This window comes from Halorhodospira sp. 9621 (genome assembly GCF_022228055.1).
Taxonomy (GTDB): Bacteria; Pseudomonadota; Gammaproteobacteria; order Nitrococcales; family Halorhodospiraceae; genus Halorhodospira; species Halorhodospira halophila_A.
The window spans coordinates 146,421-167,033 of sequence record NZ_JAJNRD010000003.1 but is presented as its reverse complement, the minus strand read 5'-3'; the positions used below and the strand labels follow the sequence as shown (position 1 = coordinate 167,033).

Genomic DNA, 20,613 nt, shown 5'->3' with positions numbered 1-20,613 from the left:
GAATATTGTTCTGTTGCGGCTCGGGTCGAGCATGCCGCCATACTGCCCCGAAACTTTACGGATCGCGAACGATCAGCAAAAGCAAACCGTCCTGATCGTCCGAATAAGCGGCTACCGGGTCAGCTGGGCGAACACCGCCGGCAGGCGCTCCGGCAGGCGCTCCACGTGCTCGACCACCGAGTAGCCGTTGGCCCCGAAGATCCGTGACACGTAGGCGTCCGCGTCCCGATCCAGGGTCAGGCAGTAGCTGGTCACCCCTCGGGCGGACAGCTCCTCGGCAGCCTTGCGGGCGTCGTGGCGCAGGTACTGCGGATCCCGCACGTCGACGTCGTGCGGCTCTCCGTCGGTGACGATCAATAACAGCTTGCGCCGCTGCGGTTGACGCACCAAGTGGGCGCCGGCGTGGCGCATTGCCGCGCCCATGCGGGTCGAGTACTGCCCGCGCATCCCAGCCAGGCGGGACTTCGCTTCCTCGCTCCACGGCTGATGGAAGTCCTTGAACCGGTAGTACTGGACGTCGTGCCGACCGTCCGAGGAGAAGCCGTGGACGGCGAAGGGGTCACCGATGCCGTTGATGGCCCAGCCGAGCAGCGAGGTGGCCTCGCGGGTCAGCTCGATGACGGTCTTCTCGCTGCCGCCCATAGCGTCGTTGGTGGACTCGGAGAGATCGAGCAGAAGCAGCGCCGACAGATCCCGGGTCTTACGGATGTAGCGGGTGTTGATGCGCGGATCGGGGCTCATGCCCAGGCGCAGGTCGACCATGGAGCGCACGGCGGCGTCGATATCCAGCTCGTCGCCGTCCTCCTGTCGGCGCTCGCGGATCACCCCCTGGGGCTGCAAGGCGTCGACGAGGTAGCGCAGGCGGCTGGCCACCGGCCGGTAGTCCTTGAGGACCTGGTCCATGACCTCGGGGTCGCCGCGTTTCGGACGGCGCTCGACCACCGTGACCCAGTCGGGGCGATTGAGCTGGACCTGGTAATCCCACTCCGGGTAATGGAACGGCGGGCTGGCCGGCTCCACCCCTTCCATCTCGTTGTAGCTGACCCCGAAGTCCTCGTAGGGGAAGAGCTCCGTCCCGAGGACCCAAACCTCCTGCGCGTCGTCGCCGGCGAGTTCGCAGTCAACCTCGTTGACGAACTCCATCAGGTTGACCTGGCGGCGCACCTGCCGGTGGCTGGCCGGGATGTACTCCGCCTCGAGCCACTCCTCCTCATCGCTGGCGAAGAGGTAGCGGTTGTCGTCGCGGTAAGGGACGGCCATCCGCTGCAGGACGCGGGCCGAGGGCATGGGGTAGCGCTGCGCCAGGCTATTGTGCAGCTCCATGCCCAGCTCCCACGACAGCCCCACGTCCCGGGGGCGATCGGCGAAGTGGTAGTGGAAGATCTCGCGCACCTGCTGGACCCAGGGGTCGTCGTCGGCGTACTCCGGGTCAAGCAGGGCGTGGGCAGCCCGCTCCAGGCGCTCGACCACCGGATCCAGCTCCGCCTCGCGCTCGGCGGCCCGGGCCCGGTGGAAAGGCAGCCACAGCCGCTGCAGCCCCGGAAACTCGTCGATGGCCAGCGCCTCGACCCGGGCGTCCTCGATCAGGCCGATGACGGCCATCTGCGCCGGATTGAGCATCTCGGGCGAGAGCGGCTCGATGGTATGGACCAGGTGCGCGGCCGCGTGGGCGGCCGCGGCCCGATAGAGGTCCTTGCCCGGCAGCCCGTGGTAGTCGTCGTAAGCGTCGGGCAGATGGATCACCCGCTGCTCGATGAACGGCTTGTACCCCTCGCGGGTCTCGAAGTCCCCGGAGGTCGGCCGCATGAAGAAGTCCCGGGCCCAGAGCGCACGCAGGTAGAAGTTGAGCTTGCGCTGGTTATCCACCAGCAGCGTGCCGCGGCGCTCCTGCTGGAGCATCGCCTGACTGTCGGCACTCTGCAGGCCGAAGTAGGCGCGCTGCTGCTCGAAATCGCGGGCGTGGGCCTGGGCGCCCCACAGCGCCCAGCGCCGGAACCCGCCCAGGGTGAGCTTGGAGAAGAGCTCGTCGAGGTTCTCGAGCATCGGCCGCAGGCCGCGCGGAGCCTTGGCCGAAAGCTGGTGGACGAGGTTCAGGAACTGGCGCAGCAGCTCCGGATCGCCGAGCCGTCGCGCGGCAGTGGGTAAGCCGGCCAGCAGCAGGGCAATCACCTGGCCGCTGACCATCGAGGAGAGCTTCATGGCGGCAGTGACCACCTCGGTGAGCACGTCCTCGCCCACTTCCTTGGCCACCGCAGGCATCGCCTCCAGGTAGCAGATGACCAGGTCGGCGCCGCGGCCCAGCTCGGCCAGGGCCCGGGCCCCTTCCAGGTAGTTGTGCAGCCCCCGTGGCGACATCACCCGCGACGCCTCGGCGAAGCTCGCCTCCAGCGTCTCGGCGATCCGCGGATCCGCCGCCACCAGGGTCTCACGGTAGTCCTCGAGGCGCACCGTCATCGCAATCCCCCGCACTGCCCCCGGGTGATCACCCGGTCGTTCAGAAGTAGGTCGCCACCGCCTGATCCAGCGTCTCGCGCATGTCCGGATCGTCGGTCAGGGGGCGCACCAGCGACATGGTGCAGGCTGAGCGCGGCTCGATGCCCTTGGCGATCAGGTTGCCGGCGTAGACCAGCAGACGCGTGGAGATCCCTTCATCCAGCCCGTGGCCCTTGAGGTTGCGGGCGCGGTGGGCGATCTGCACCAGCTTGTCGGCGATATCGCTGTCGACGCCGGTCTCGTGGGCGACGATCTCCGCCTCGGCCGCGGCCTCCGGGTAGTCGAAGTCGAGGGCGCCGAAACGCTGCTTGGTGGACTGCTTGAGGTCCTTCATCAGCGACTGATAGCCGGGGTTGTAGGAGATCACCAGGTGGAAGTCCGGGTGGGCGTGCACCAGCTCGCCCTTCTTCTCGAGCGGCAGGGTGCGCCGGTGGTCGGTCAGGGGGTGGATCACCACGGTGGTGTCCTGACGCGCCTCGACCACCTCGTCGAGGTAGCAGATGGCGCCGATCCGCGCCGCGGTGGTCAGCGGCCCGTCCTGCCAGCGGGTGCCATTGGCGTCGAGCAGGTAGCGGCCCACCAGGTCGGCGGCGGTCATATCCTCGTTGCAGGCCACCGTAACCAGGGGACGCTGCAGCTGCCAGGCCATGTACTCGACGAAACGAGACTTGCCGCAGCCGGTCGGCCCCTTGAGCATGACGGGCATGCGGGCCTGGTAGGCGGCCTGGTAGAGATCGACCTCGTCACTGACCGGCCGGTAGTACGGCGCTTCAGTGACGCGATACTGGTCCACATCGTGCTCGGTCATCGGCCCCTCCGCTCGGGTACTGGCTTTTCGAATGGCGACGGGGGCGATCCCGGCCACCATTCGAAAAGCAGCGGTGCGGTCCCGGCGACCACCGCCCGGCGCGGGCGGCGATCGCCGGGCACACCCCGGCCACTAGGCGTCGATGGGACCCCGATAGATCACCATCGCGGTGCCCTGCGTCTGCCGGTAGTTGTCGTAGCCAATCAAGCGCACGTGGTGCTCCGGGTGCTCCTTGTGGCACGCCTCGGCCTCTTTGAGGATGGCGTCCACGTCGGTCTCGCCGAACATCGGCAGCTTCCACATGTACCAGTAGTGGTCGAAGGCGTTCTCCGGCTCGGTGTGCTCGATGGCCGGGTTCCAGCCCTGGTCGACGATGTACTGGACCTGCTTGCGGACGTCCGCGTCGCTCATCTCCGGCAGGTAGGAGAAGGTCTCGAAGCGACGGCTGTTCGGATCGGACAGCTTGGACTTGTAATCCTGGATCTCACTCATTGCTCAGTCTCCTTCCCCTTTACCGGTGCGCCGTGTCCAGCTTGTCCACGGTGTCGAACTCGAACTTGATCTCCTTCCACGTCTCCATGGCGGCCTTCAGCTCGGGGCTGCTCTTGGCGGCCTCGGTGAGGATCTCCTTGCCCTCCTTCTCGAGCTCGCGGCCCTCGTTGCGGGCCTTGACGCAGGCCTCCAGGGCCACGCGGTTGGCCGCGGCGCCGGCGGCATTGCCCCAGGGGTGGCCCAGCGTACCGCCGCCGAACTGGAAGACCGCATCGTCACCGAAGATCGACAACAGAGCCGGCATGTGCCAGACGTGGATCCCGCCGGAAGCGACGGCGAAGGCGCCCGGCATCGCGCCCCACTCCTGATCGAAGAACAGGCCGCGGGAGCGGTCCTCCTCGATGTAAGGCTTGCGCAGCAGGTCGATCCAGCCCAGCGTCGACTGGCGGTCACCCTCGAGCTTGCCGACCACCGTTCCGGTGTGCAGCTGGTCGCCGCCCATCAGGCGCAGGATCTTGGTCAGCACCCGGAAGTGGATGCCGTGGTTCGGGTTGCGGTCGAGCACCGCGTGCATGGCGCGGTGGATGTGCAGCAGCATGCCGTTGTCGCGGCACCAGTTGGCCAGGCCCTGGTGGGCACAGAAGCCGGCGGTGATGTAGTCGTGCATGATGATCGGCGCGCCGATCTCCTTGGCAAACTCGGCACGCTTGTACATCTCCTCCGGCGTCGGGGCGGTGACGTTGAGGTAGTGGCCCTTGCGCTCGCCGGTTTCCTCCTCGGCCTTCTGGATCGCCTCCATGACGAACTCGAAGCGGTCGCGCCAGCGCATGAAGGGCTGGGAGTTGACGTTCTCGTCGTCCTTGGTGAAGTCGAGACCGCCGCGCAGGCACTCGTAGACCGCGCGGCCGTAGTTCTTGGCCGAGAGGCCGAGCTTGGGCTTGATGGTGCAGCCGAGCAGCGGCCGGCCGTACTTGTTCATCTTGTCCCGCTCGACCTGGATGCCGTTCGGCGGCCCGGGGCAGGTCATCACGAAGTGCAGCGGGAAGCGCACGTCCTCCAGGCGCAGGGCGCGCACGGCCTTGAAGCCGAAGACGTTGCCCACCAGCGAGGTGAAGACGTTGACGATCGAGCCCTCTTCGAAGAGGTCGATGGGGTAGGCGATGAAGGCGTAGAAAGCCTCGTCGTCGCCCGGCACGTCCTCGACCTTGTAGGCGCGACCCTTGTAGTGCTCCAGGTCGGTGAGCAGGTCGGTCCAGACCGTGGTCCAGGTCCCGGTGGAGGACTCGGCGGCGACGGCGGCGGCCGCCTCCTCGCGGTCCACGCCGGGCTGCGGCGTCACCTTGAACACGGCCAGAAGGTCGCTATCCTTGATCTTGTAATCGGGCTCCCAGTAGGTCTCCCGATACTCCTTGACGCCCGCGGTGTACGTCTTGCTAGCCATCGATCCTCTCCTCAAGCGTTTCTGCTCGTAAGTCCAAACACGCCCCGGGGCTTTGATGAGCAGCACCGGTTCTTGTGGCTGCCCCTTGCGGCATGTCTTCAGACAGCATAGCCTTGCAGTTCAAGAAGAAAAAGAAATTGTTTTTGGTGCTTGGATAAGTTTTCCATTATTAACAAGCATTGGGGGAGGCCCAGGAGGATGAACATCACACTACGGCAGCTACAGGTGTTCGAGTCTGTAGCCCGACATCTCAGCTTCACCCGTGCCGCCGAGGAGCTGTATCTCACGCAGCCGGCGGTCTCCATGCAGATCAAGCAGCTCGAGCAGCAGGTCGGACTGCCCCTGTTCGAGCAGATCGGTAAACGAATCTACCTCACCGAGGCCGGCGAGGAGGTGCGGCGCTATGCCCAGCGCATCTCCGCCGAACTGCGCGAGCTCGCCGACGGCCTCGAAGCCCTGCGCGGGCTGAACAGCGGCCGACTGCGACTGACGGTGGCCTCGACCGCCAACTACTTCGCCACCGACCTGCTCGCCGCCTTCACCCGGCGACAGCCCGGGGTGACGTTCCAGCTAGAGGTCACCAACCGGGAGGGGGTGATCCGCCGCATTCAGGACAATGAGATGGACCTGGCGGTCATGGGTCGCCCGCCGGAGGGGCTGGATGTCGCCGCCGAGGCCTTCATGCCGAATCCGCTGGTGATCATCGCCGCGCCGGACCACCCACTGGCAGACGGCTCGCCGATCCCACTCGAACGCCTGCAGGACGAGCTCTTCGTGCTGCGCGAGCAGGGCTCGGGCACCCGCAACGCGGTCCAGCGCGTGCTCGAGGAACGCGGCATGAACCTGCGCGGCGGGCTCGAAATGAGTTCCAACGAGGCCATCAAGCAGTCGGTACAGGCCGGACTCGGGCTCGGCGTCGTCTCCATCCACACCGTAGCCCTAGAGCTCGAGTTGGGCCGGCTGCGGGTGCTCAACGTCGAGGGCTTCCCTCTGGAGCGGCAGTGGTACCTGGTCCACCGCTCGGGCAAGCGCCTCTCGCCGGCGGCGGAGGCGTTCCGTCAGTTCATCCTCGACGAGGCCCACCGGCACTGGCAGGTCCCGGAGACGCCAGGGGTTGCGCCCCCGCAGGAACCGCCGCTGCAGGCCGTTCCGTGAGCCCGTTTATTCCAATAATCATCAATCCTTAGTTCCCCGCGGGGCGCCCCGGGCTTAGCTTGCCGGGGCGCCCTGGGTTCAAGCCGGGAGGAGTACCCATGAACAAGCCGTGGATCGCACCGTCCATCCTGTCCGCCGATTTCGCCCGCCTGGGCGATGAGGTCAACGCCGTTCTCCGGGCCGGCGCCGATGCCATCCACTTCGATGTCATGGACAACCACTATGTCCCCAATCTGACCATCGGCCCGCTGGTCTGCCAGGCGCTGCGCGATCACGGCATCACTGCGCCCATTGACGTGCATCTGATGATCAAGCCGGTGGACCGGATCATCCCCGATTTCGCCGCGGCCGGGGCCGACTGGATCACCTTCCACCCCGAGGCCAGCGAGCACGTCGACCGCTCCCTGAGCCTGATCCGCGAGCACGGCTGCCGGGCCGGCCTGGTCTTCAACCCGGCCACGCCGCTCGACTGCCTGCGCTACGTCGCCGATAAGGTCGACATGGTGCTGCTGATGTCGGTCAACCCCGGCTTCGGGGGGCAGAAGTTCATCCCCGGGACCATCGACAAGATCCGCGAGGCGCGGCAACTGATCGATGAGCTGAACCCGGACGCCCGCCTGCAGGTCGACGGCGGGATCAAGGCCGAGAACATCCGTCAGGTGGCCGAGGCCGGCGCGGACACCTTCGTGGCCGGCTCGGCGGTCTTCGGGGCCGAAGACTACGGCCAGGCCATCGCCGATATGCGCAAGGAGCTCGAGGCTGCGCACCGCGCCGGTTGAGCTCGCGTTCAAGGGAATTTCTAGTCAGCGAGCAAGAGGGTCAAGCCATGTCCGAGAAGCATCCCATCATTGCGGTCACAGGCTCCTCCGGGGCAGGGACCAGCACCGTCAAGAACGCCTTCGAGCACATCTTCCGCCGGGAACAGGTCACCCCGGTGGTGATCGAGGGCGACGCTTTCCACCGCTTCAACCGGCAGGAGATGCGCGACCAGCTGGCCCGAGCCGCCGAGGAGGGGCGCAACCTGAGCCACTTCGGGCCGGAGGCCAACGTCTTCGACGAGCTCGAGCACTCCTTCCGCCGGTACGGCCAGGAGGGCATCTGTCGACGCCGCAGGTACCTTCACAGCGATGAGGAGGCGGAACCCTACGGACTGCGCCCCGGCGAGTTCACCGACTGGGAGGACGCCGGCCAGGACAGCGATCTGCTCTTCTACGAGGGGCTGCACGGCGGCGTCGTGACCGAGGAGCACAACGTGGCGCAGCACGTGGACCTGCTCGTCGGCGTGGTGCCCATCGTCAACCTGGAGTGGATCCAGAAGATCCATCGCGACGGCGCCGAGCGCGGCTACACAGCCGAGAAGACCGTGGACACCATCCTGCGGCGCATGCCGGACTACGTGAACTACGTCACGCCGCAGTTCTCGCGGACCGACATCAACTTCCAGCGCGTACCCACGGTGGATACCTCGAACCCGTTTATCGCCCGGGACGTGCCGACGCCGGATGAGTCCTTTACGGTGATCCGCTTCCGTCAGCCGGAGCGCTTCGGGATCGATTTCCCGTACCTGCTGAACATGATCCCCGACTCCTTCATGTCGCGGCGGAACACCATGGTGGTCCCCGGCGGCAAGACCGGCTTCGCCATGGAGCTGATTATGACGCCGATCATCCACGAGTTCGTCGAGCGCAGTCGCAAGCTCAAGGGCTCGCGCTAGGCGGCGCGGCCCGCGGCCGGCAGGAGAAACCGAAAGAGGGGGCGTCACCGCGGTGACGCCCCCTCTTTATTCGGGATCGACCCACCTCGGGGCGGGCCGTCAGGACTTAGAACTGCTCTTCGAGATCCTCGTCGCCGAAGTCATCCTCGAAGTCGTCATCGAAGTCGTCATCAAAGTCGTCCTCGAAGTCGTCAAAGGCCTCGTCCTCGTCCATCGGGGCCGGCTCATCGCCCTCCGGCATCTCCTCGAACTCGTCGAGCTCCTCGAAGTCGTCGCCGCCGCCGCAGCCCGCCAGCGTCAGCCCGCCGGCGATGGTCAGGACCCCCAGGATGGTTGCCAGCTTGCGCATCAGTCCTCTCCTCTCTAGGCGATTTGGAATGATCCGGGGAAGCGCGCATCAGCACGCGCCCCCGCCTCAATCACAAGGACACCGGCACACTGCGTCAAGTTCCCCCGGGGTGAACCCTTGGGCGACGCCAGGGGAGCGGGCATAATCAAGGCCTTCAACGGCAGCGTGAAACAATGGAGGCGGTCGTGACACGGAGCTCCCAACCGCAGTTCAATGGCGGCTACCCCCTACGGCGCCCGCGCCGGATGCGCCGCGACGCCTTCTCCCGCCGACTCATGCGGGAGACTCGGCTCGGCCCGGAGGATCTGATCCAGCCGGTCTTCGTCCTCGACGGCGAGGATCGCACCGAGCCGGTGCCCTCCATGCCCGGCGTCGAGCGCATGACCATCGACCGACTGGTCCAGGAGGCGCGGGAGCTGCACGCCCTCGGCATCCCGCTGATCGCCATCTTCCCGGTGACCCCCGCCGAAGTGAAAAGCGAGGACGCGCGCGAAGCCTACAACCCGAGCGGCATCGCCCAGCGCGCCGTGCGTGCGGTCAAGGATGCGGTCCCCGGGATGGGCGTCATGACCGACGTCGCCCTCGACCCGTTCACCAGTCACGGCCAGGACGGGCTGATCGACGAAACCGGCTACGTCATGAACGAGGAGACCGTCGAGGTCCTGGTCCGCCAGGCGCTCTCCCACGCCGAGGCCGGAGCCGACGTGGTCGGCCCCTCCGACATGATGGATGGCCGCGTGGGGGCGATCCGCAGCGCCCTGGAGTCCCACGACCACCGCAATGTGCGCATCCTCTCCTACGCGGCCAAGTACGCCTCCTGCTACTACGGTCCGTTCCGCGATGCCGTGGGCTCCTCGGACAACCTCGGCAGCGGCGTGGCCGGACCGGGCAAGGACAGCTATCAGATGGACCCGGGCAACAGCGACGAGGCCCTGCACGAGGTGGCCCTCGATCTGCAGGAGGGGGCCGACATGTTCATGGTCAAACCCGGCCTCCCCTACCTGGACGTCATCCGGCGGATCAAGGACGAATTCGGGGTGCCGACCTTCGCCTACCAGGTCAGCGGCGAGTACTCCATGCTCAAGGCAGCCGCCCAGAACGGCTGGCTCGACGAGCGCGAGTGCGTGCTCGAGGCGCTGCTCTCGCTGCGCCGGGCGGGCGCCGATGGCATCCTGACCTACCACGCACGGGCTGCGGCTCAGTGGATGCGCGAAGAGGACTGAGATCTTGAAGAGCTACTTCGCCCGGATCTTCGGCTCCTCGCCGGTCGCACCTTTGCAGCAACACATGGCCGAGGTGGTCGACTGCGTGGAGGTGCTGCCGGAACTCTTCCGGGCCTCGGCGGCGGGCGACGTGCAGCGCATGCGCGACGCCCACCGCCAGATCGTCCAGCACGAGCACGAGGCGGACCGCCTGAAGAAGGAGATCCGCGCACACCTGCCGCCGGATCTGTTCATGCCGTGGGACCGGCGTGACTTCCTCGAGCTGCTGCGCGCCCAGGATCGGATCGCCAACAAGAGCAAGGACATCGCCGGGCTGATGATCGGCCGCCAGATGCAGTGGCCGGCGGCACTGGAAGAGGCCACCCTGGGTCTGCTCGATCAGGGCATCGAGGCGGCCCGCCAGGCCAAGGCCTCGGTACGCGAGCTCGATGAGCTGGTCGAGGCCGGCTTCCGCGGCGCGGAGCTGGAGATCGTCGAGAGCCTGCTGGACAAACTCGACGACGTAGAGGCCGAAACCGACCGCATGCAGGTCCAGCTGCGCTCGCAGCTGTTCGAGATCGAGCGCGAGCTCTACCCGGTGGATGTCATGTTCCTCTACCAGATCATCGAGGCCCTCGGCACCCTCGCCGACCGTGCCCAGCAGACGGGCGCCCGCTTTCAGATCCTGCTCGCGCGCTGAGGCATGGAATACGCCGTCGTCTACCTGGCCCTCGCCGCTGCGTTCGGACTGTTCATGGCCTGGGGCATCGGGGCCAACGACGTGGCCAACGCCATGGCCACGTCGGTGGGCTCGCGGGCACTGACCATTCGCCAGGCGGTGGTGATCGCCGCCATCTTCGAGTTCGCCGGCGCGGTGCTCGCCGGCGGCGCGGTGGCAGCCACGGTCCGCGGCGGCATCGTCGACACCTCATCACTGGTCGGCGAGGAGGAGATCCTCGTCTTCGGCATGCTCGCCGCCCTCGCCGCCGCTGGCTGCTGGCTGCTGGTGGCCTCCTGGCGAGGTTGGCCGGTCTCCACCACGCACTCGATCATCGGCGCCCTGGTCGGCTTCGGTATCGCCGGACTGGGCTGGGGGGCCATCCACTGGCCGGCCGTCGGGCAGGTGGCCGCCAGCTGGGTCACCTCGCCGCTGATCGCTGCGGTGGTCAGCTTCGCCCTGTTCCGCTCAGTGCAGATGCTGGTCCTCGACCGCCGCCATCCGCTGGAGGCGGCCAAGAAGTGGGTGCCCTTCTATATCTTCCTCACCGGGTTCTTCGTCTCGGTCATCACCCTCTTCCGTGGGCTGCAGCACATCGGGCTGGAGCTGGGCTTCGCCACCAACCTCCTGCTGTCGCTCGCCATCGGCCTGGTCATGGCCTGGGCCGGCAAGCTGGCGATCCATCGCACCCGCTTCGACGAGCGCCCTCACCGGCGCTACCAGTTCCGTAACGTCGAACGGGTCTTCGCCGTACTGATGATCATCACCGCCTGCGCCATGGCCTTCGCCCACGGCTCCAACGACGTAGCCAACGCCGTCGGGCCGGTGGCCGCGGTGGTCGCCACCGTGACCAGCGGCGAGATCCAGCCCGAGGCACCGGTCCCGGTGTGGGTCCTGGTCCTGGGCGCAGTGGGTATCGTCGCTGGATTGCTGATGCTCGGCCGCCACGTCATCGCCACGGTGGGCAAGAACATCACCCAGCTCACCCCGAGCCGGGGGTTCGCCTGCAATCTGGCCACCGCCGGGACCGTGGTCACCGCCTCGGGCATCGGCCTGCCCATCTCCACCACCCACACCCTGGTCGGGGCCGTGCTCGGCGTCGGGCTGGCCCGTGGACTGGCCGCCATCGACCTGCGGGTGGTGACCGGGGTGTTCATGTCGTGGCTCGTCACCCTGCCCGCCGGTGGCATCCTCGCCGTGGTCTTTTTCTACTTGCTCTACTGGAGCTTCGGCTGAACCGGGACAGACCCATGAGCGATCACTACGCCGTCGTCGGCAACCCGATTGCCCACAGCAAATCACCCCAAATCCACGCCCGCTTCGCCGCGGAGGTAGGGGCCGACCTGTTCTACCAGCGCTTGTGGGCCCCGGAGGAACACTTCGACGCCGTGGCGCAAGCGTTCTTCGCCGGCGGCGGCCACGGGCTCAACGTCACCGTGCCGTTCAAGGAGGCAGCCTGTGCCTTCGCCGACACCCTCAGCGAGCGGGCCCGAACCGCCGGCGCCGTGAACACCCTGCGCGCCGAGGCCGACGGTCGCCGCTTCGGCGACAACACCGACGGTATCGGCCTGCTGCGCGACCTGCGCGACAATCACGGGGTCCAGCTGGCCGGCCGGCGCCTGCTCCTGCTCGGCGCCGGCGGCGCCGCCCGAGGGGTCCTGAGCGAGCTGCTCGCCGAGGGGCCACAGACGCTGGTCATCGCCAACCGCACGGTGAGTCGCGCCGAGGCCCTCGCCTCCGCCGACACGCGCATCCGCGGTTGCGGCTTCGAAGCGCTGCACGGGCATACCTTTGACGTGGTACTGAACACCACCGCCGCCGGGCTGCAGGGCGAGATGCCACCCCTGCCCGACGACTTGCTCGCCCCCGGCGCCGCCGCCTACGACCTGGTCTATGCCGACGGCGACACGCCGTTCATGGCCTGGGCACGGGCGCGCGGCGCCGCCGTGGTCTGCGACGGTCTGGGCATGCTCGTTGAGCAGGCAGCGGAATCGTTCTATCTCTGGCGCGGCACCTACCCGCAGACTGCTCCGGTCATCGAGGCGCTGCGCGGCGGGGCCTGAACCGCCTGTCTACGCGCGGGGCCGCTCAGGCCTCGCGGCTGTTGACCATGACCTCGGCCTCACCGGTGAGCACGGTGCGCTTGCGCACGTAGCAGCGGGTATCCAGGCGCACGCGATGGCGCTCGCGCTCCACCTCGATGACTGTGGCCTCGGCGCGCACGGTGTCACCGATGCGCACCGGCGCCTGAAAGCGCAGCTGCTGACCGAGGTAAATGGCCCCCGGCCCCGGCATGCGGGTGCCGAGGACGCAGGAGATCAGCCCACCGAGGAACAGCCCGTGGGCGATGCGCCCCTTGGCGAAGGTCGTCGAGGCAAACTCCTCGTTGATGTGCACGGGGTTATTGTCCCCGGAGAGGCCGGCGAAGAGGACCAGGTCGGCCTCGGTGACGGTCCGCGTGTAGGATCCCGCCATCCCCGGCTCCAGATCCTCGACGCAGTACCCCTGCAGCTCATGAACCATGCGCTTCTTGCTCCCGCTCGCCGTCGTTGAACGCGGTAAATACGGATGGTGACTGGGTTGTCACTCTGACACGCGCGGGTGCAAAAAGGCCAGTGGGACGCCGTGCCGGAGCGCCGGCAATCGGCGTTTGCGCCCACGGGGGCTCGTGCATATACTACCGTCCCGCTTTTGTCGGCGGGTGATCGACACCGGCGGCGCACCGCGCCCAGAGGGCCGGCCGCCCCCTGAAAAAAACGACCCCGCAGCATCCCAGAGGCGACCGTGACGGACGAAAACGCACCCGGCCTGTACCGGCCCAGCTTCGAACGAGACAACTGCGGTTTCGGGCTGATTGCCCATATGGATGGTAACCCCAGCCATTGGCTCATCGAAACCGCTGTAGCCGCCCTCGGGCGACTCACTCACCGTGGCGCGGTGGCGGCCGACGGCAAGACCGGCGACGGCTGCGGCCTGCTGCTGACCAAGCCCGACGCCTTCCTGCGCGCCGTGGCAGAGGAGGCTGGCCTGGAACTCGGCGAGCAGTACGCCGTGGGCAGCCTGTTCCTCCACCCCGACGACCAGCGCGCGGAAGCCGCCCGCGAGGCCCTACGTGAGGCGCTGCGCAGCCAGGGGCTGGAGCCGGCCGGATTCCGCGAGGTCCCGGTGGACCCCTCGGCGCTGGGGGCCCAGGCCCTCCAAACCCGTCCCCGGATCGAACAAGTCTTCGTCAACGCCGATCCGGGGATGGAGGCCCAGGACCTGGAACGGCGGTTGTTCATCGCCCGCCGACTTACCGAGAAGGCAATCAGCAGCGAAGACGAGGTCTTCTACGTCGCCAGCCTTTCGGGCCGGGTCCTCTCCTACAAGGGGCTGGTGATGCCGGATTACCTCCCCTCCTTCTACCAGGACCTTCAGGACCCGCGCCTCGCCTCTTCCCTCTGCGTCTTCCACCAGCGTTTCTCCACCAACACCCTGCCCCAATGGCGCCTCGCCCAGCCGTTCCGCTACCTGGCCCATAATGGCGAGATCAACACCATCCAGGGCAACCGCAACTGGGCCAATGCCCGGGCTTTCACGCTGAACACCCCGCTGATCCCTGACATGGAAGCGGTGCACCCGCTGGTCAACAGCGAGGGTTCCGATTCCTCGAGCCTCGACAACATGCTCGACGTGCTCCTCCAGGGGGGGATGGACATCTTCCGCGCCATGCGCCTCCTCATGCCCCCGGCTTGGCAGAACGTCGACTCTATGGACGCGGACCTGCGCGCGTTCTACGAGTACCACTCCATGCACTGCGAGCCCTGGGACGGTCCGGCCGGCATCGTCCTCACCGACGGCCGCCACGCCGCCTGCACCCTGGATCGCAACGGCCTGCGGCCGGCACGCTGGGTGATGACCCGCGATCGCCACATCACCCTGGCCTCGGAGATCGGCGTCTGGGACTACGACCCGGCCGAGGTGGTGGCCAAGGGGCGACTCAAGCCCGGCGAAATGCTCGCCGCCGATACCGAAACCGGACAGCTGCTCACTCCCGAGCAGATCGACGAGCGGCTGATGCGCCGCAAGCCTTATAAGGTCTGGCTCAGCGACCACCTGCGCCGCCTCGAGCCCCTCGCCGGCCACGACGGCCGCAAGCCGCAGCTCGATGCCAAGGCCCTTGAAGTCCACCAGAAGCTCTTCGGCGTCTCTTTCGAGGAGCGCGACCAGGTGATGAAGGTGATGGCCGAGGACGGCCAGGAGGCCGTCGGCTCGATGGGCGACGACACCCCACTGCCGGTGCTCTCGCGCAAGGTCCGAGCCCTCTACGACACCTTCCGACAGCAGTTCGCCCAGGTCACCAACCCGGCGATCGACCCGCTGCGCGAGCGGATCGTGATGTCGCTGGAGACCTGTCTGGGCCGGGAAAAGAACCTCTTCGACGAGTCCGAGGATCACGCCAAGCGCATTACCGTGGACTCGCCGGTGCTATCCGGCGCAAAGTTCGCGGCGCTCAAGGCCCTGGACGACCCGGAGTACGCCCACACCGTCATCGACCTGACCTACGACCCCGCTCAACTGAGTCTGCGCAGCGCCATCGAGGCCGTCGCCGCCGAGGCCGAGGCAGCGGTCCGCGCCGGGTCGACGCTGGTGGTGCTCTCCGACCGCCGGGTCGAGCGCGGCCGGCTGACCATCCACGCCCTGCTGGCCACCGGCGCCGTCCACCACCGCTTGGTGGCCCGGGGCCTGCGCTGCAACGCCAATCTCATCGTCGAGACCGGCACCGCCCGCGACCCCCACCACATCGGCTGCCTGATCGGTTACGGGGCAACCTGCGTCTACCCCTACCTCGCCTACGAAGTCGTGGCCGAGATGGCCCGCTCCGGGCGGATCGAGGGGGACGTCGAGGAGCTCTGCCTCAACTACCGCAAGGGGCTGAACAAGGGGCTGTACAAGATCCTCTCCAAGATGGGGATCTCCACCATCGCCAGCTACCGCGGGGCACAGCTGTTCGAGTCCGTGGGCCTGTCCGACGAGGTGGTGGACCTGTGCTTCACCGGCACCACCAACCGCATCCAGGGCATGGACTTCACCGACCTCGAGGCCGACGCGCGCGAACTGGCCCGGCGCGCCCACCGCCCCACCGAACTCCTCGACCAGGGCGGGGTCTTCAAGTACGTCCACGGCGGCGAGTACCACTGCTACAACCCCGAGGTGGTCTCCTACCTGCAGCAGGCGGTGGAGAACGGCGACTACGCCACCTACAAGCGGTTCGCGGACGAGGTGAACCAGCGCCCCACCGCCACCCTGCGTGATCTGCTCGGGCTCAAGGCCCCGGAGCAGGGCATTGCGGTGGACGAGGTCCAGCCCATCGACGACATCCTCACCCGGTTCGACTCCGCCGGGATGAGCCTCGGGGCGCTGTCGCCAGAGGCCCACGAGGCCCTGGCCATGGCCATGAACCGCCTCGGCGGCCGGTCGAACTCCGGCGAAGGCGGCGAAGACCCGGCCCGCTACGGCACTGATCGGGTCTCGAAGATCAAGCAGATCGCCTCGGGGCGCTTTGGCGTCACCCCGCACTACCTCGTCAACGCCGAGGTGCTGCAGATCAAGGTGGCCCAGGGCGCCAAGCCCGGCGAGGGCGGACAGCTGCCGGGGCACAAGGTCAATGAGATGATCGCCCGGCTGCGCTACTCCAAGCCCGGGGTGGCCCTGATCTCGCCGCCGCCGCACCACGACATCTACTCCATCGAGGACCTGGCGCAGCTGATCTTCGACCTCAAGCAGGTCAACCCGCAGGCGCAGGTCTCGGTGAAGCTGGTGGCCGAGGCCGGCGTCGGCACCGTGGCCGCCGGCGTGGCCAAGGCGTATGCCGACCTGATCACCATCGCCGGCTACGACGGCGGCACCGGCGCCAGCCCGCTGACCTCCGTGAAGTACGCCGGCGGCCCGTGGGAGCTGGGCCTGACCGAGACCCACCAGACCCTGCGCGCCAACGACCTGCGCGACAAGGTGCGGCTGCAGGCCGACGGCGGCATGAAGACCGGCCTGGACGTGATCAAGGGGGCGATCCTCGGCGCCGAGAGCTTCGGCTTTGGCACCGCGCCCATGGTGGCCCTCGGCTGCAAGTACCTGCGCATCTGCCACCTGAACAACTGCGCCACCGGCGTGGCCACCCAGGACAACGTCCTGCGCCTGAAGCACTTCGTCGGGACCGCTGAGAAGGTGGCGAACTACTTCCGCTTCGTCGCCGAGGAGACCCGCGAGTGGTTGGCGTTGCTCGGTGTACGCCGGCTCGAGGACCTCATCGGGCGAACCGACCTGCTGGAGATCCTGCCCGGCGAGACCGAGCGCCAGGGGCGTCTGGACCTGTCGCCGATCCTCTCCGACGGCGGTGTCCCCGAAGACAAGCCCAAGCGCTGCCTGGAGCCGTCCAACGTGCCCTTCGACAAGGGCGAGCTGGCCGAGCGGATGGTGGCCGACTGCCTGCCGACCATCGAGGCCGGCACCGGCGGTGAGTTCCACTACACCCTGCGCAACAACAACCGCTCCATCGGCGCCCGGCTCAGCGGCGAAATCGCCCGCCGCCACGGCAACCAGGGCATGGCGAACAGCCCGGTCACCCTACGCCTGACCGGTACCGCGGGGCAGAGCTTCGGCGTCTGGAACGCCGGCGGGCTGCACATGGTGCTCGAGGGGGACGCCAACGACTACGTGGGCAAGGGCATGGCCGGCGGTAAGCTCGTCCTCTACCCACCCGAAGGCAGCCGGTTCGAGGCGCGCAAGACCACCATCATGGGCAACACCTGCCTCTACGGCGCCACCGGCGGGCGGCTCTACGCCGCCGGCACCGTCGGCGAGCGCTTCGGTGTGCGCAACTCCGGCGCCACCGCGGTGGTCGAGGGCGTCGGCGACCACGGCTGCGAGTACATGACCGGCGGCGTGGTCTGCGTGCTCGGGCCCACCGGGGTCAACTTCGGTGCCGGCATGACCGGCGGTCTCGCCTTCGTCCTCGACGAGGCCGGCACCTTCGCCGACCGCTACAACCACGAGCTCATCGACATCCACCGACTGCAGTCGGAAAACATGGAGGCTCACCGCAACTACCTGCGCGAGCTGATCCGCGAGTTCGTGGCCGAGACCGGCAGCGTGTGGGGACGGGCGGTCCTCGACGACTTCCGCGGCTACCTGCCCCGCTTCTGGCTGGTCAAGCCGAAGGCCGCCGATCTTCACACCATCCTCGATACGCTCCGCCAGGCGGCCTGACGGCCGCCGGCGGCGCCCGAGCACGGACGGATTAGTCAGCCATGTCCAGCAGTGTCTTCCAGTTCCTCGAGATCCCGCGCCGCGACCCGGACAAGCTCCAGGTCGACGAGCGCATCCGCCGCTTCGCCGAGATCTACGGCCGCTACGACGAGCAGACCGCCGCCGCCCAGGCGGGGCGCTGCCTCGACTGCGGCAACCCCTACTGTGAGTGGAAGTGCCCGGTCCATAACTACATCCCGCACTGGCTGCGGCTGGTGGCCGAGGGCAACCTGTTCGAGGCCGCGGAACTCTCCCACAAGACCAACACCCTGCCCGACGTTTGCGGTCGCGTCTGCCCACAGGACCGGCTCTGCGAGGGGGCTTGCACCCTCAACGACGGCTTCGGTGCAGTGACCATCGGGTCGGTGGAGAAGTACATCAGCGACGAGGCCCTGCGCCAGGGCTGGCGGCCCGATGTCAGCGACGTGGTCGACACGGGCAAACGGGTGGCGATCATCGGCGCCGGTCCCGCCGGGCTTGGTGCGGCCGACGTGCTCGCCCGCAACGGGGTCCGGCCGGTGGTCTTCGACCGCTACCCGGAGATCGGCGGCCTGCTGACCTTCGGCATCCCGCCGTTCAAGCTCGACAAGGACATCGTCCGCCGGCGCCGCGAAATCCTCGAGGGCATCGGCGTCGAGTTCCGCCTCAACACCGAGGTCGGGCAGGCCGTCAGCTTCGACGAACTCCTCGCCGAGTACGACGCCGTCTTCCTTGGTACCGGCACCTACACCTACATGCGCGGCGGCTTCCCCGGCGAGGATCTGCCCGGGGTCTACGAGGCGCTGCCCTACCTGGTCTCGAACATCAACCGCGAGGAGGGCTGGCAGGGCACCGAGGACGAGTTCATCGACATGCGCGGCAAGCGTGTCGTGGTCCTCGGCGGCGGCGACACGGCCATGGACTGCAACCGCACCGCCATCCGGCAGGGGGCGGCCAGCGTCACCTGCGCCTACCGCCGCGACGAGCAGAACATGCCCGGCTCCCGGCGCGAGGTCGAGAACGCCAAGGAGGAGGGCGTCGAGTTCCTCTGGAATCGCCAGCCGATCGAAGTCATTGGAGAAAACCACATCGAAGGGGTTAAGGTAGTCCGGACCGAGCTCGGTGCCCCGGACGAACACGGGCGACGCCGGCCGGAGCCGGTGCCCGGCTCCGAAGAGGTGCTGCCGGCCGACAGCCTCATCATCGCCTTCGGCTTTCGGCCCAGCCCGCCGCATTGGCTGGAGCAGCACGGCGTCGAGCTCGACGATTGGGGCCAGGTGCGGGTCAGCCGGCAGGACGGAACCTTCGGACAGACCACCAACCCGAAGATCTTCGCCGGCGGCGACATGGTCCGCGGCTCCGATCTGGTCGTGACGGCTGTCTGGGAGGGCCGTGAGGCAGCCAAGGGCATCCTTGATCACCTACAGGTATAGGAGTGACGCGGTGAGCAGCTCTGAGCTCAAGAACGATCGAATCCTGCGCGCGTTCCAGCGCCAGCCCGTGGACCGGACCCCGGTCTGGATGATGCGCCAGGCCGGCCGCTATCTGGCCGAATACCGAGAGGTGCGGGCCCAGGCCGGCAGCTTCATGGGCCTGTGCCGCAGCCCCGAGCTGGCGGCCCGGGTCACGCTGCAGCCGCTGGAGCGCTATGAGCTCGATGCCGCCATCCTCTTTTCGGACATCCTCACCATCCCGGAGGCCATGGGGCTGGGGCTGAACTTCGTCTCCGGTGAGGGACCGGTCTTCGAGCACCGGGTCAAGACGGCCGCCGACATCGACCGCCTGCCGCAGCCCTCCGCCGACAAGGAGCTGAGCTACGTCATGGACGCGGTCGCGGCCTGCCGCAAGGAGCTGGCCGGTCAGGTGCCGCTGATCGGCTTCACCGGCAGCCCCTGGACGCTGGCCACTTACATGATCGAGGGCGGCTCCAGCAAGACCTTCGCGGCCAGCAAGAGCCTGCTCTTCAACGAGCCGGAGGCCGCCCACCGGCTGATGACCAAGCTGGCCGACACGGTGGCCGACTACCTCAACGGGCAGATCGAGGCCGGTGCCCAGGCGCTGATGATCTTCGATACCTGGGGCGGCGCGCTGGACCCGGTGCGCTACCGGGAGTTCTCGCTGGCCTACATGCAGCGCATCGTCGAGCAGCTGCCCCGCGAGCGCGAGGGGCGGCGCATCCCGGTGACCCTGTTCACCAAGGGCGGCGGGCAGTGGCTGGAAGACATCGCCGACACCGGCTGTGACGGCGTCGGTCTTGACTGGACCACCTCACTGACCGAAGCCCGCCGCCGCATCGGCGACCGGGTGGCGCTGCAGGGCAACCTGGATCCGTGCATGCTGCACGCCAACCCCGAGGTAATCCGCCGCGAGGTGGCCCGCTGCCTCGAGGAGTTCGGCCACGGGCCGGGCCACGTCTTCAACCTCGGCCACGGGATCCAGCCGGAGACGCCGCCCGAGAACGTCGACGCCATGATCCGTGCCCTTCACGAACTCTCCCCGGCCTACCATGACGCAGCGGCCACCTCGGCCACGTCGTAGGCGGCGGAGACGGCGTACCCTCTCGGCGGGCGTCATTCCGGTGCGCTTCGCCGAGCGGGGGCGTCTCTATCTGCTCCTGCGCGCCTTCCAGTACTGGGACTTCCCCAAGGGCAAGGTCGAGCCCGGCGAGGAGCCACTCGAGGCAGCCCGGCGCGAGGTCCAGGAAGAGGCCGGAATCACCGAGCTGACCTTCCGCTGGGGCTACGCGTTCTTCGAGACCGGCCCCTACGCCCAGGGCAAGGTGGCCCGCTACTACGTCGCCGAGACCACCACGCGGCGCGTGGTCCTCGGCATCAACCCGGAACTCGGCCGCCCGGAGCACCACGAGTACCGATGGGTCACGCCGGGCGAGGCGTACCGACTTGCGTCGCCGCGTGTCCGCGAGGTCCTCGACTGGGCCGAGACGCAGATCGCCGGCGCCGTGCACGACGGCGCCTGAG

General features: G+C 67.9%; 17 protein-coding genes. 11 read left to right on the top strand and 6 right to left on the bottom strand.

The genetic code is table 11. From position 1 onward, the window contains the following. Positions 1-111: 111 nt before the first annotated feature. The 4 genes from LRF89_RS03120 to LRF89_RS03105 form a co-directional block, all read right to left on the bottom strand. Positions 112-2,454, bottom strand: coding sequence for a nitric oxide reductase activation protein NorD (locus LRF89_RS03120; RefSeq protein WP_238636585.1), 2,343 nt, complete (start codon positions 2,452-2,454; stop codon positions 112-114). A gap of 40 nt (positions 2,455-2,494) precedes the next feature. Beyond that, positions 2,495-3,301: a CbbQ/NirQ/NorQ/GpvN family protein gene (locus LRF89_RS03115; RefSeq protein ID WP_201169889.1), complete on the bottom strand. Its 807-nt coding sequence runs from the start codon at positions 3,299-3,301 to the stop codon at positions 2,495-2,497. 132 nt (positions 3,302-3,433) lie between these two features. Next, the gene (locus LRF89_RS03110; protein ID WP_201169891.1) at positions 3,434-3,793 is read right to left on the bottom strand and encodes a ribulose bisphosphate carboxylase small subunit; all 360 of its coding nucleotides are present in this window, start codon (positions 3,791-3,793) and stop codon (positions 3,434-3,436) included. Positions 3,794-3,812: 19 nt separating this feature from the next. Then, positions 3,813-5,234: a form I ribulose bisphosphate carboxylase large subunit gene (locus tag LRF89_RS03105; protein WP_201242983.1), complete on the bottom strand. Its 1,422-nt coding sequence runs from the start codon at positions 5,232-5,234 to the stop codon at positions 3,813-3,815. A gap of 198 nt (positions 5,235-5,432) precedes the next feature. Here LRF89_RS03105 and LRF89_RS03100 point away from each other — a divergent pair, with 198 nt between their 5' ends. The 3 genes from LRF89_RS03100 to LRF89_RS03090 all read left to right on the top strand — a co-directional run bounded on the left by LRF89_RS03100 (position 5,433) and on the right by LRF89_RS03090 (position 8,103). Then, the gene (locus LRF89_RS03100; RefSeq protein ID WP_011813846.1) at positions 5,433-6,389 is read left to right on the top strand and encodes a LysR family transcriptional regulator; all 957 of its coding nucleotides are present in this window, start codon (positions 5,433-5,435) and stop codon (positions 6,387-6,389) included. A gap of 98 nt (positions 6,390-6,487) precedes the next feature. Then, the gene (rpe, locus tag LRF89_RS03095; RefSeq protein ID WP_201242984.1) at positions 6,488-7,168 is read left to right on the top strand and encodes a ribulose-phosphate 3-epimerase; all 681 of its coding nucleotides are present in this window, start codon (positions 6,488-6,490) and stop codon (positions 7,166-7,168) included. 47 nt (positions 7,169-7,215) lie between these two features. After that, the gene (locus LRF89_RS03090; RefSeq protein WP_201169898.1) at positions 7,216-8,103 is read left to right on the top strand and encodes a phosphoribulokinase; all 888 of its coding nucleotides are present in this window, start codon (positions 7,216-7,218) and stop codon (positions 8,101-8,103) included. A gap of 106 nt (positions 8,104-8,209) precedes the next feature. Here the strand turns inward: LRF89_RS03090 and LRF89_RS03085 are convergent, their stop codons facing one another. Then, entirely contained in the window at positions 8,210-8,452 is a 243-nt protein-coding gene (locus LRF89_RS03085) for a hypothetical protein (RefSeq protein ID WP_201169901.1), read from the bottom strand. Between the two features lie 173 nt (positions 8,453-8,625). On the opposite strand from LRF89_RS03085, the gene hemB reads away from it, so the two are divergent. From hemB to aroE, 4 genes are read left to right on the top strand one after another with little or no spacing between them, the layout of a single operon-like run. Beyond that, positions 8,626-9,675 (top strand): porphobilinogen synthase, encoded by a 1,050-nt coding sequence (gene hemB, locus LRF89_RS03080; RefSeq protein WP_201169904.1) that lies wholly within the window; start codon positions 8,626-8,628, stop codon positions 9,673-9,675. Between the two features lie 4 nt (positions 9,676-9,679). After that, the gene (locus tag LRF89_RS03075) at positions 9,680-10,354 is read left to right on the top strand and encodes a TIGR00153 family protein (RefSeq protein ID WP_201169907.1); all 675 of its coding nucleotides are present in this window, start codon (positions 9,680-9,682) and stop codon (positions 10,352-10,354) included. Positions 10,355-10,357: 3 nt separating this feature from the next. Continuing rightward, entirely contained in the window at positions 10,358-11,608 is a 1,251-nt protein-coding gene (locus LRF89_RS03070) for an inorganic phosphate transporter (protein WP_201169910.1), read from the top strand. A gap of 14 nt (positions 11,609-11,622) precedes the next feature. Then, complete coding sequence (gene aroE, locus LRF89_RS03065) at positions 11,623-12,435, top strand: shikimate dehydrogenase (RefSeq protein ID WP_201169912.1); 813 nt, start codon at positions 11,623-11,625, stop codon at positions 12,433-12,435. 25 nt (positions 12,436-12,460) lie between these two features. Here the strand turns inward: aroE and LRF89_RS03060 are convergent, their stop codons facing one another. After that, entirely contained in the window at positions 12,461-12,895 is a 435-nt protein-coding gene (locus tag LRF89_RS03060) for a MaoC family dehydratase (protein ID WP_201169914.1), read from the bottom strand. Between the two features lie 261 nt (positions 12,896-13,156). On the opposite strand from LRF89_RS03060, the gene gltB reads away from it, so the two are divergent. The 4 genes from gltB to LRF89_RS03040 are packed head-to-tail and all read left to right on the top strand — an operon-like array spanning position 13,157 to position 20,612. Then, complete coding sequence (gene gltB / locus LRF89_RS03055; protein ID WP_238636584.1) at positions 13,157-17,617, top strand: glutamate synthase large subunit; 4,461 nt, start codon at positions 13,157-13,159, stop codon at positions 17,615-17,617. A 41-nt stretch (positions 17,618-17,658) separates the two neighbouring features. Then, positions 17,659-19,068: an FAD-dependent oxidoreductase gene (locus tag LRF89_RS03050; RefSeq protein WP_201169916.1), complete on the top strand. Its 1,410-nt coding sequence runs from the start codon at positions 17,659-17,661 to the stop codon at positions 19,066-19,068. A gap of 10 nt (positions 19,069-19,078) precedes the next feature. Beyond that, the gene (gene hemE, locus LRF89_RS03045) at positions 19,079-20,173 is read left to right on the top strand and encodes a uroporphyrinogen decarboxylase (RefSeq protein ID WP_201169917.1); all 1,095 of its coding nucleotides are present in this window, start codon (positions 19,079-19,081) and stop codon (positions 20,171-20,173) included. After that, positions 20,142-20,612: an NUDIX domain-containing protein gene (locus LRF89_RS03040; protein WP_201169918.1), complete on the top strand. Its 471-nt coding sequence runs from the start codon at positions 20,142-20,144 to the stop codon at positions 20,610-20,612. The genes hemE and LRF89_RS03040 overlap by 32 nt, the downstream gene beginning before the upstream one ends. The last annotated feature ends 1 nt before the right edge of the window (position 20,613 follow it).

What these genes read in the sequence shown, in the direction of transcription:
- LRF89_RS03120 (WP_238636585.1), bottom strand. Translation starts at nt 2,454, where the DNA reads ATGACGGTGCGCCTCGAGGACTACCGTGAGACCCTGGTGGCGGCGGAT.
- LRF89_RS03115 (WP_201169889.1), bottom strand. Translation starts at nt 3,301, where the DNA reads ATGACCGAGCACGATGTGGACCAGTATCGCGTCACTGAAGCGCCGTAC.
- LRF89_RS03110 (WP_201169891.1), bottom strand. Translation starts at nt 3,793, where the DNA reads ATGAGTGAGATCCAGGATTACAAGTCCAAGCTGTCCGATCCGAACAGC.
- LRF89_RS03105 (WP_201242983.1), bottom strand. Translation starts at nt 5,234, where the DNA reads ATGGCTAGCAAGACGTACACCGCGGGCGTCAAGGAGTATCGGGAGACC.
- LRF89_RS03100 (WP_011813846.1), top strand. Translation starts at nt 5,433, where the DNA reads ATGAACATCACACTACGGCAGCTACAGGTGTTCGAGTCTGTAGCCCGA.
- rpe (WP_201242984.1), top strand. Translation starts at nt 6,488, where the DNA reads ATGAACAAGCCGTGGATCGCACCGTCCATCCTGTCCGCCGATTTCGCC.
- LRF89_RS03090 (WP_201169898.1), top strand. Translation starts at nt 7,216, where the DNA reads ATGTCCGAGAAGCATCCCATCATTGCGGTCACAGGCTCCTCCGGGGCA.
- LRF89_RS03085 (WP_201169901.1), bottom strand. Translation starts at nt 8,452, where the DNA reads ATGCGCAAGCTGGCAACCATCCTGGGGGTCCTGACCATCGCCGGCGGG.
- hemB (WP_201169904.1), top strand. Translation starts at nt 8,626, where the DNA reads ATGGAGGCGGTCGTGACACGGAGCTCCCAACCGCAGTTCAATGGCGGC.
- LRF89_RS03070 (WP_201169910.1), top strand. Translation starts at nt 10,358, where the DNA reads ATGGAATACGCCGTCGTCTACCTGGCCCTCGCCGCTGCGTTCGGACTG.
- aroE (WP_201169912.1), top strand. Translation starts at nt 11,623, where the DNA reads ATGAGCGATCACTACGCCGTCGTCGGCAACCCGATTGCCCACAGCAAA.
- LRF89_RS03060 (WP_201169914.1), bottom strand. Translation starts at nt 12,895, where the DNA reads ATGGTTCATGAGCTGCAGGGGTACTGCGTCGAGGATCTGGAGCCGGGG.
- LRF89_RS03050 (WP_201169916.1), top strand. Translation starts at nt 17,659, where the DNA reads ATGTCCAGCAGTGTCTTCCAGTTCCTCGAGATCCCGCGCCGCGACCCG.
- LRF89_RS03040 (WP_201169918.1), top strand. Translation starts at nt 20,142, where the DNA reads ATGACGCAGCGGCCACCTCGGCCACGTCGTAGGCGGCGGAGACGGCGT.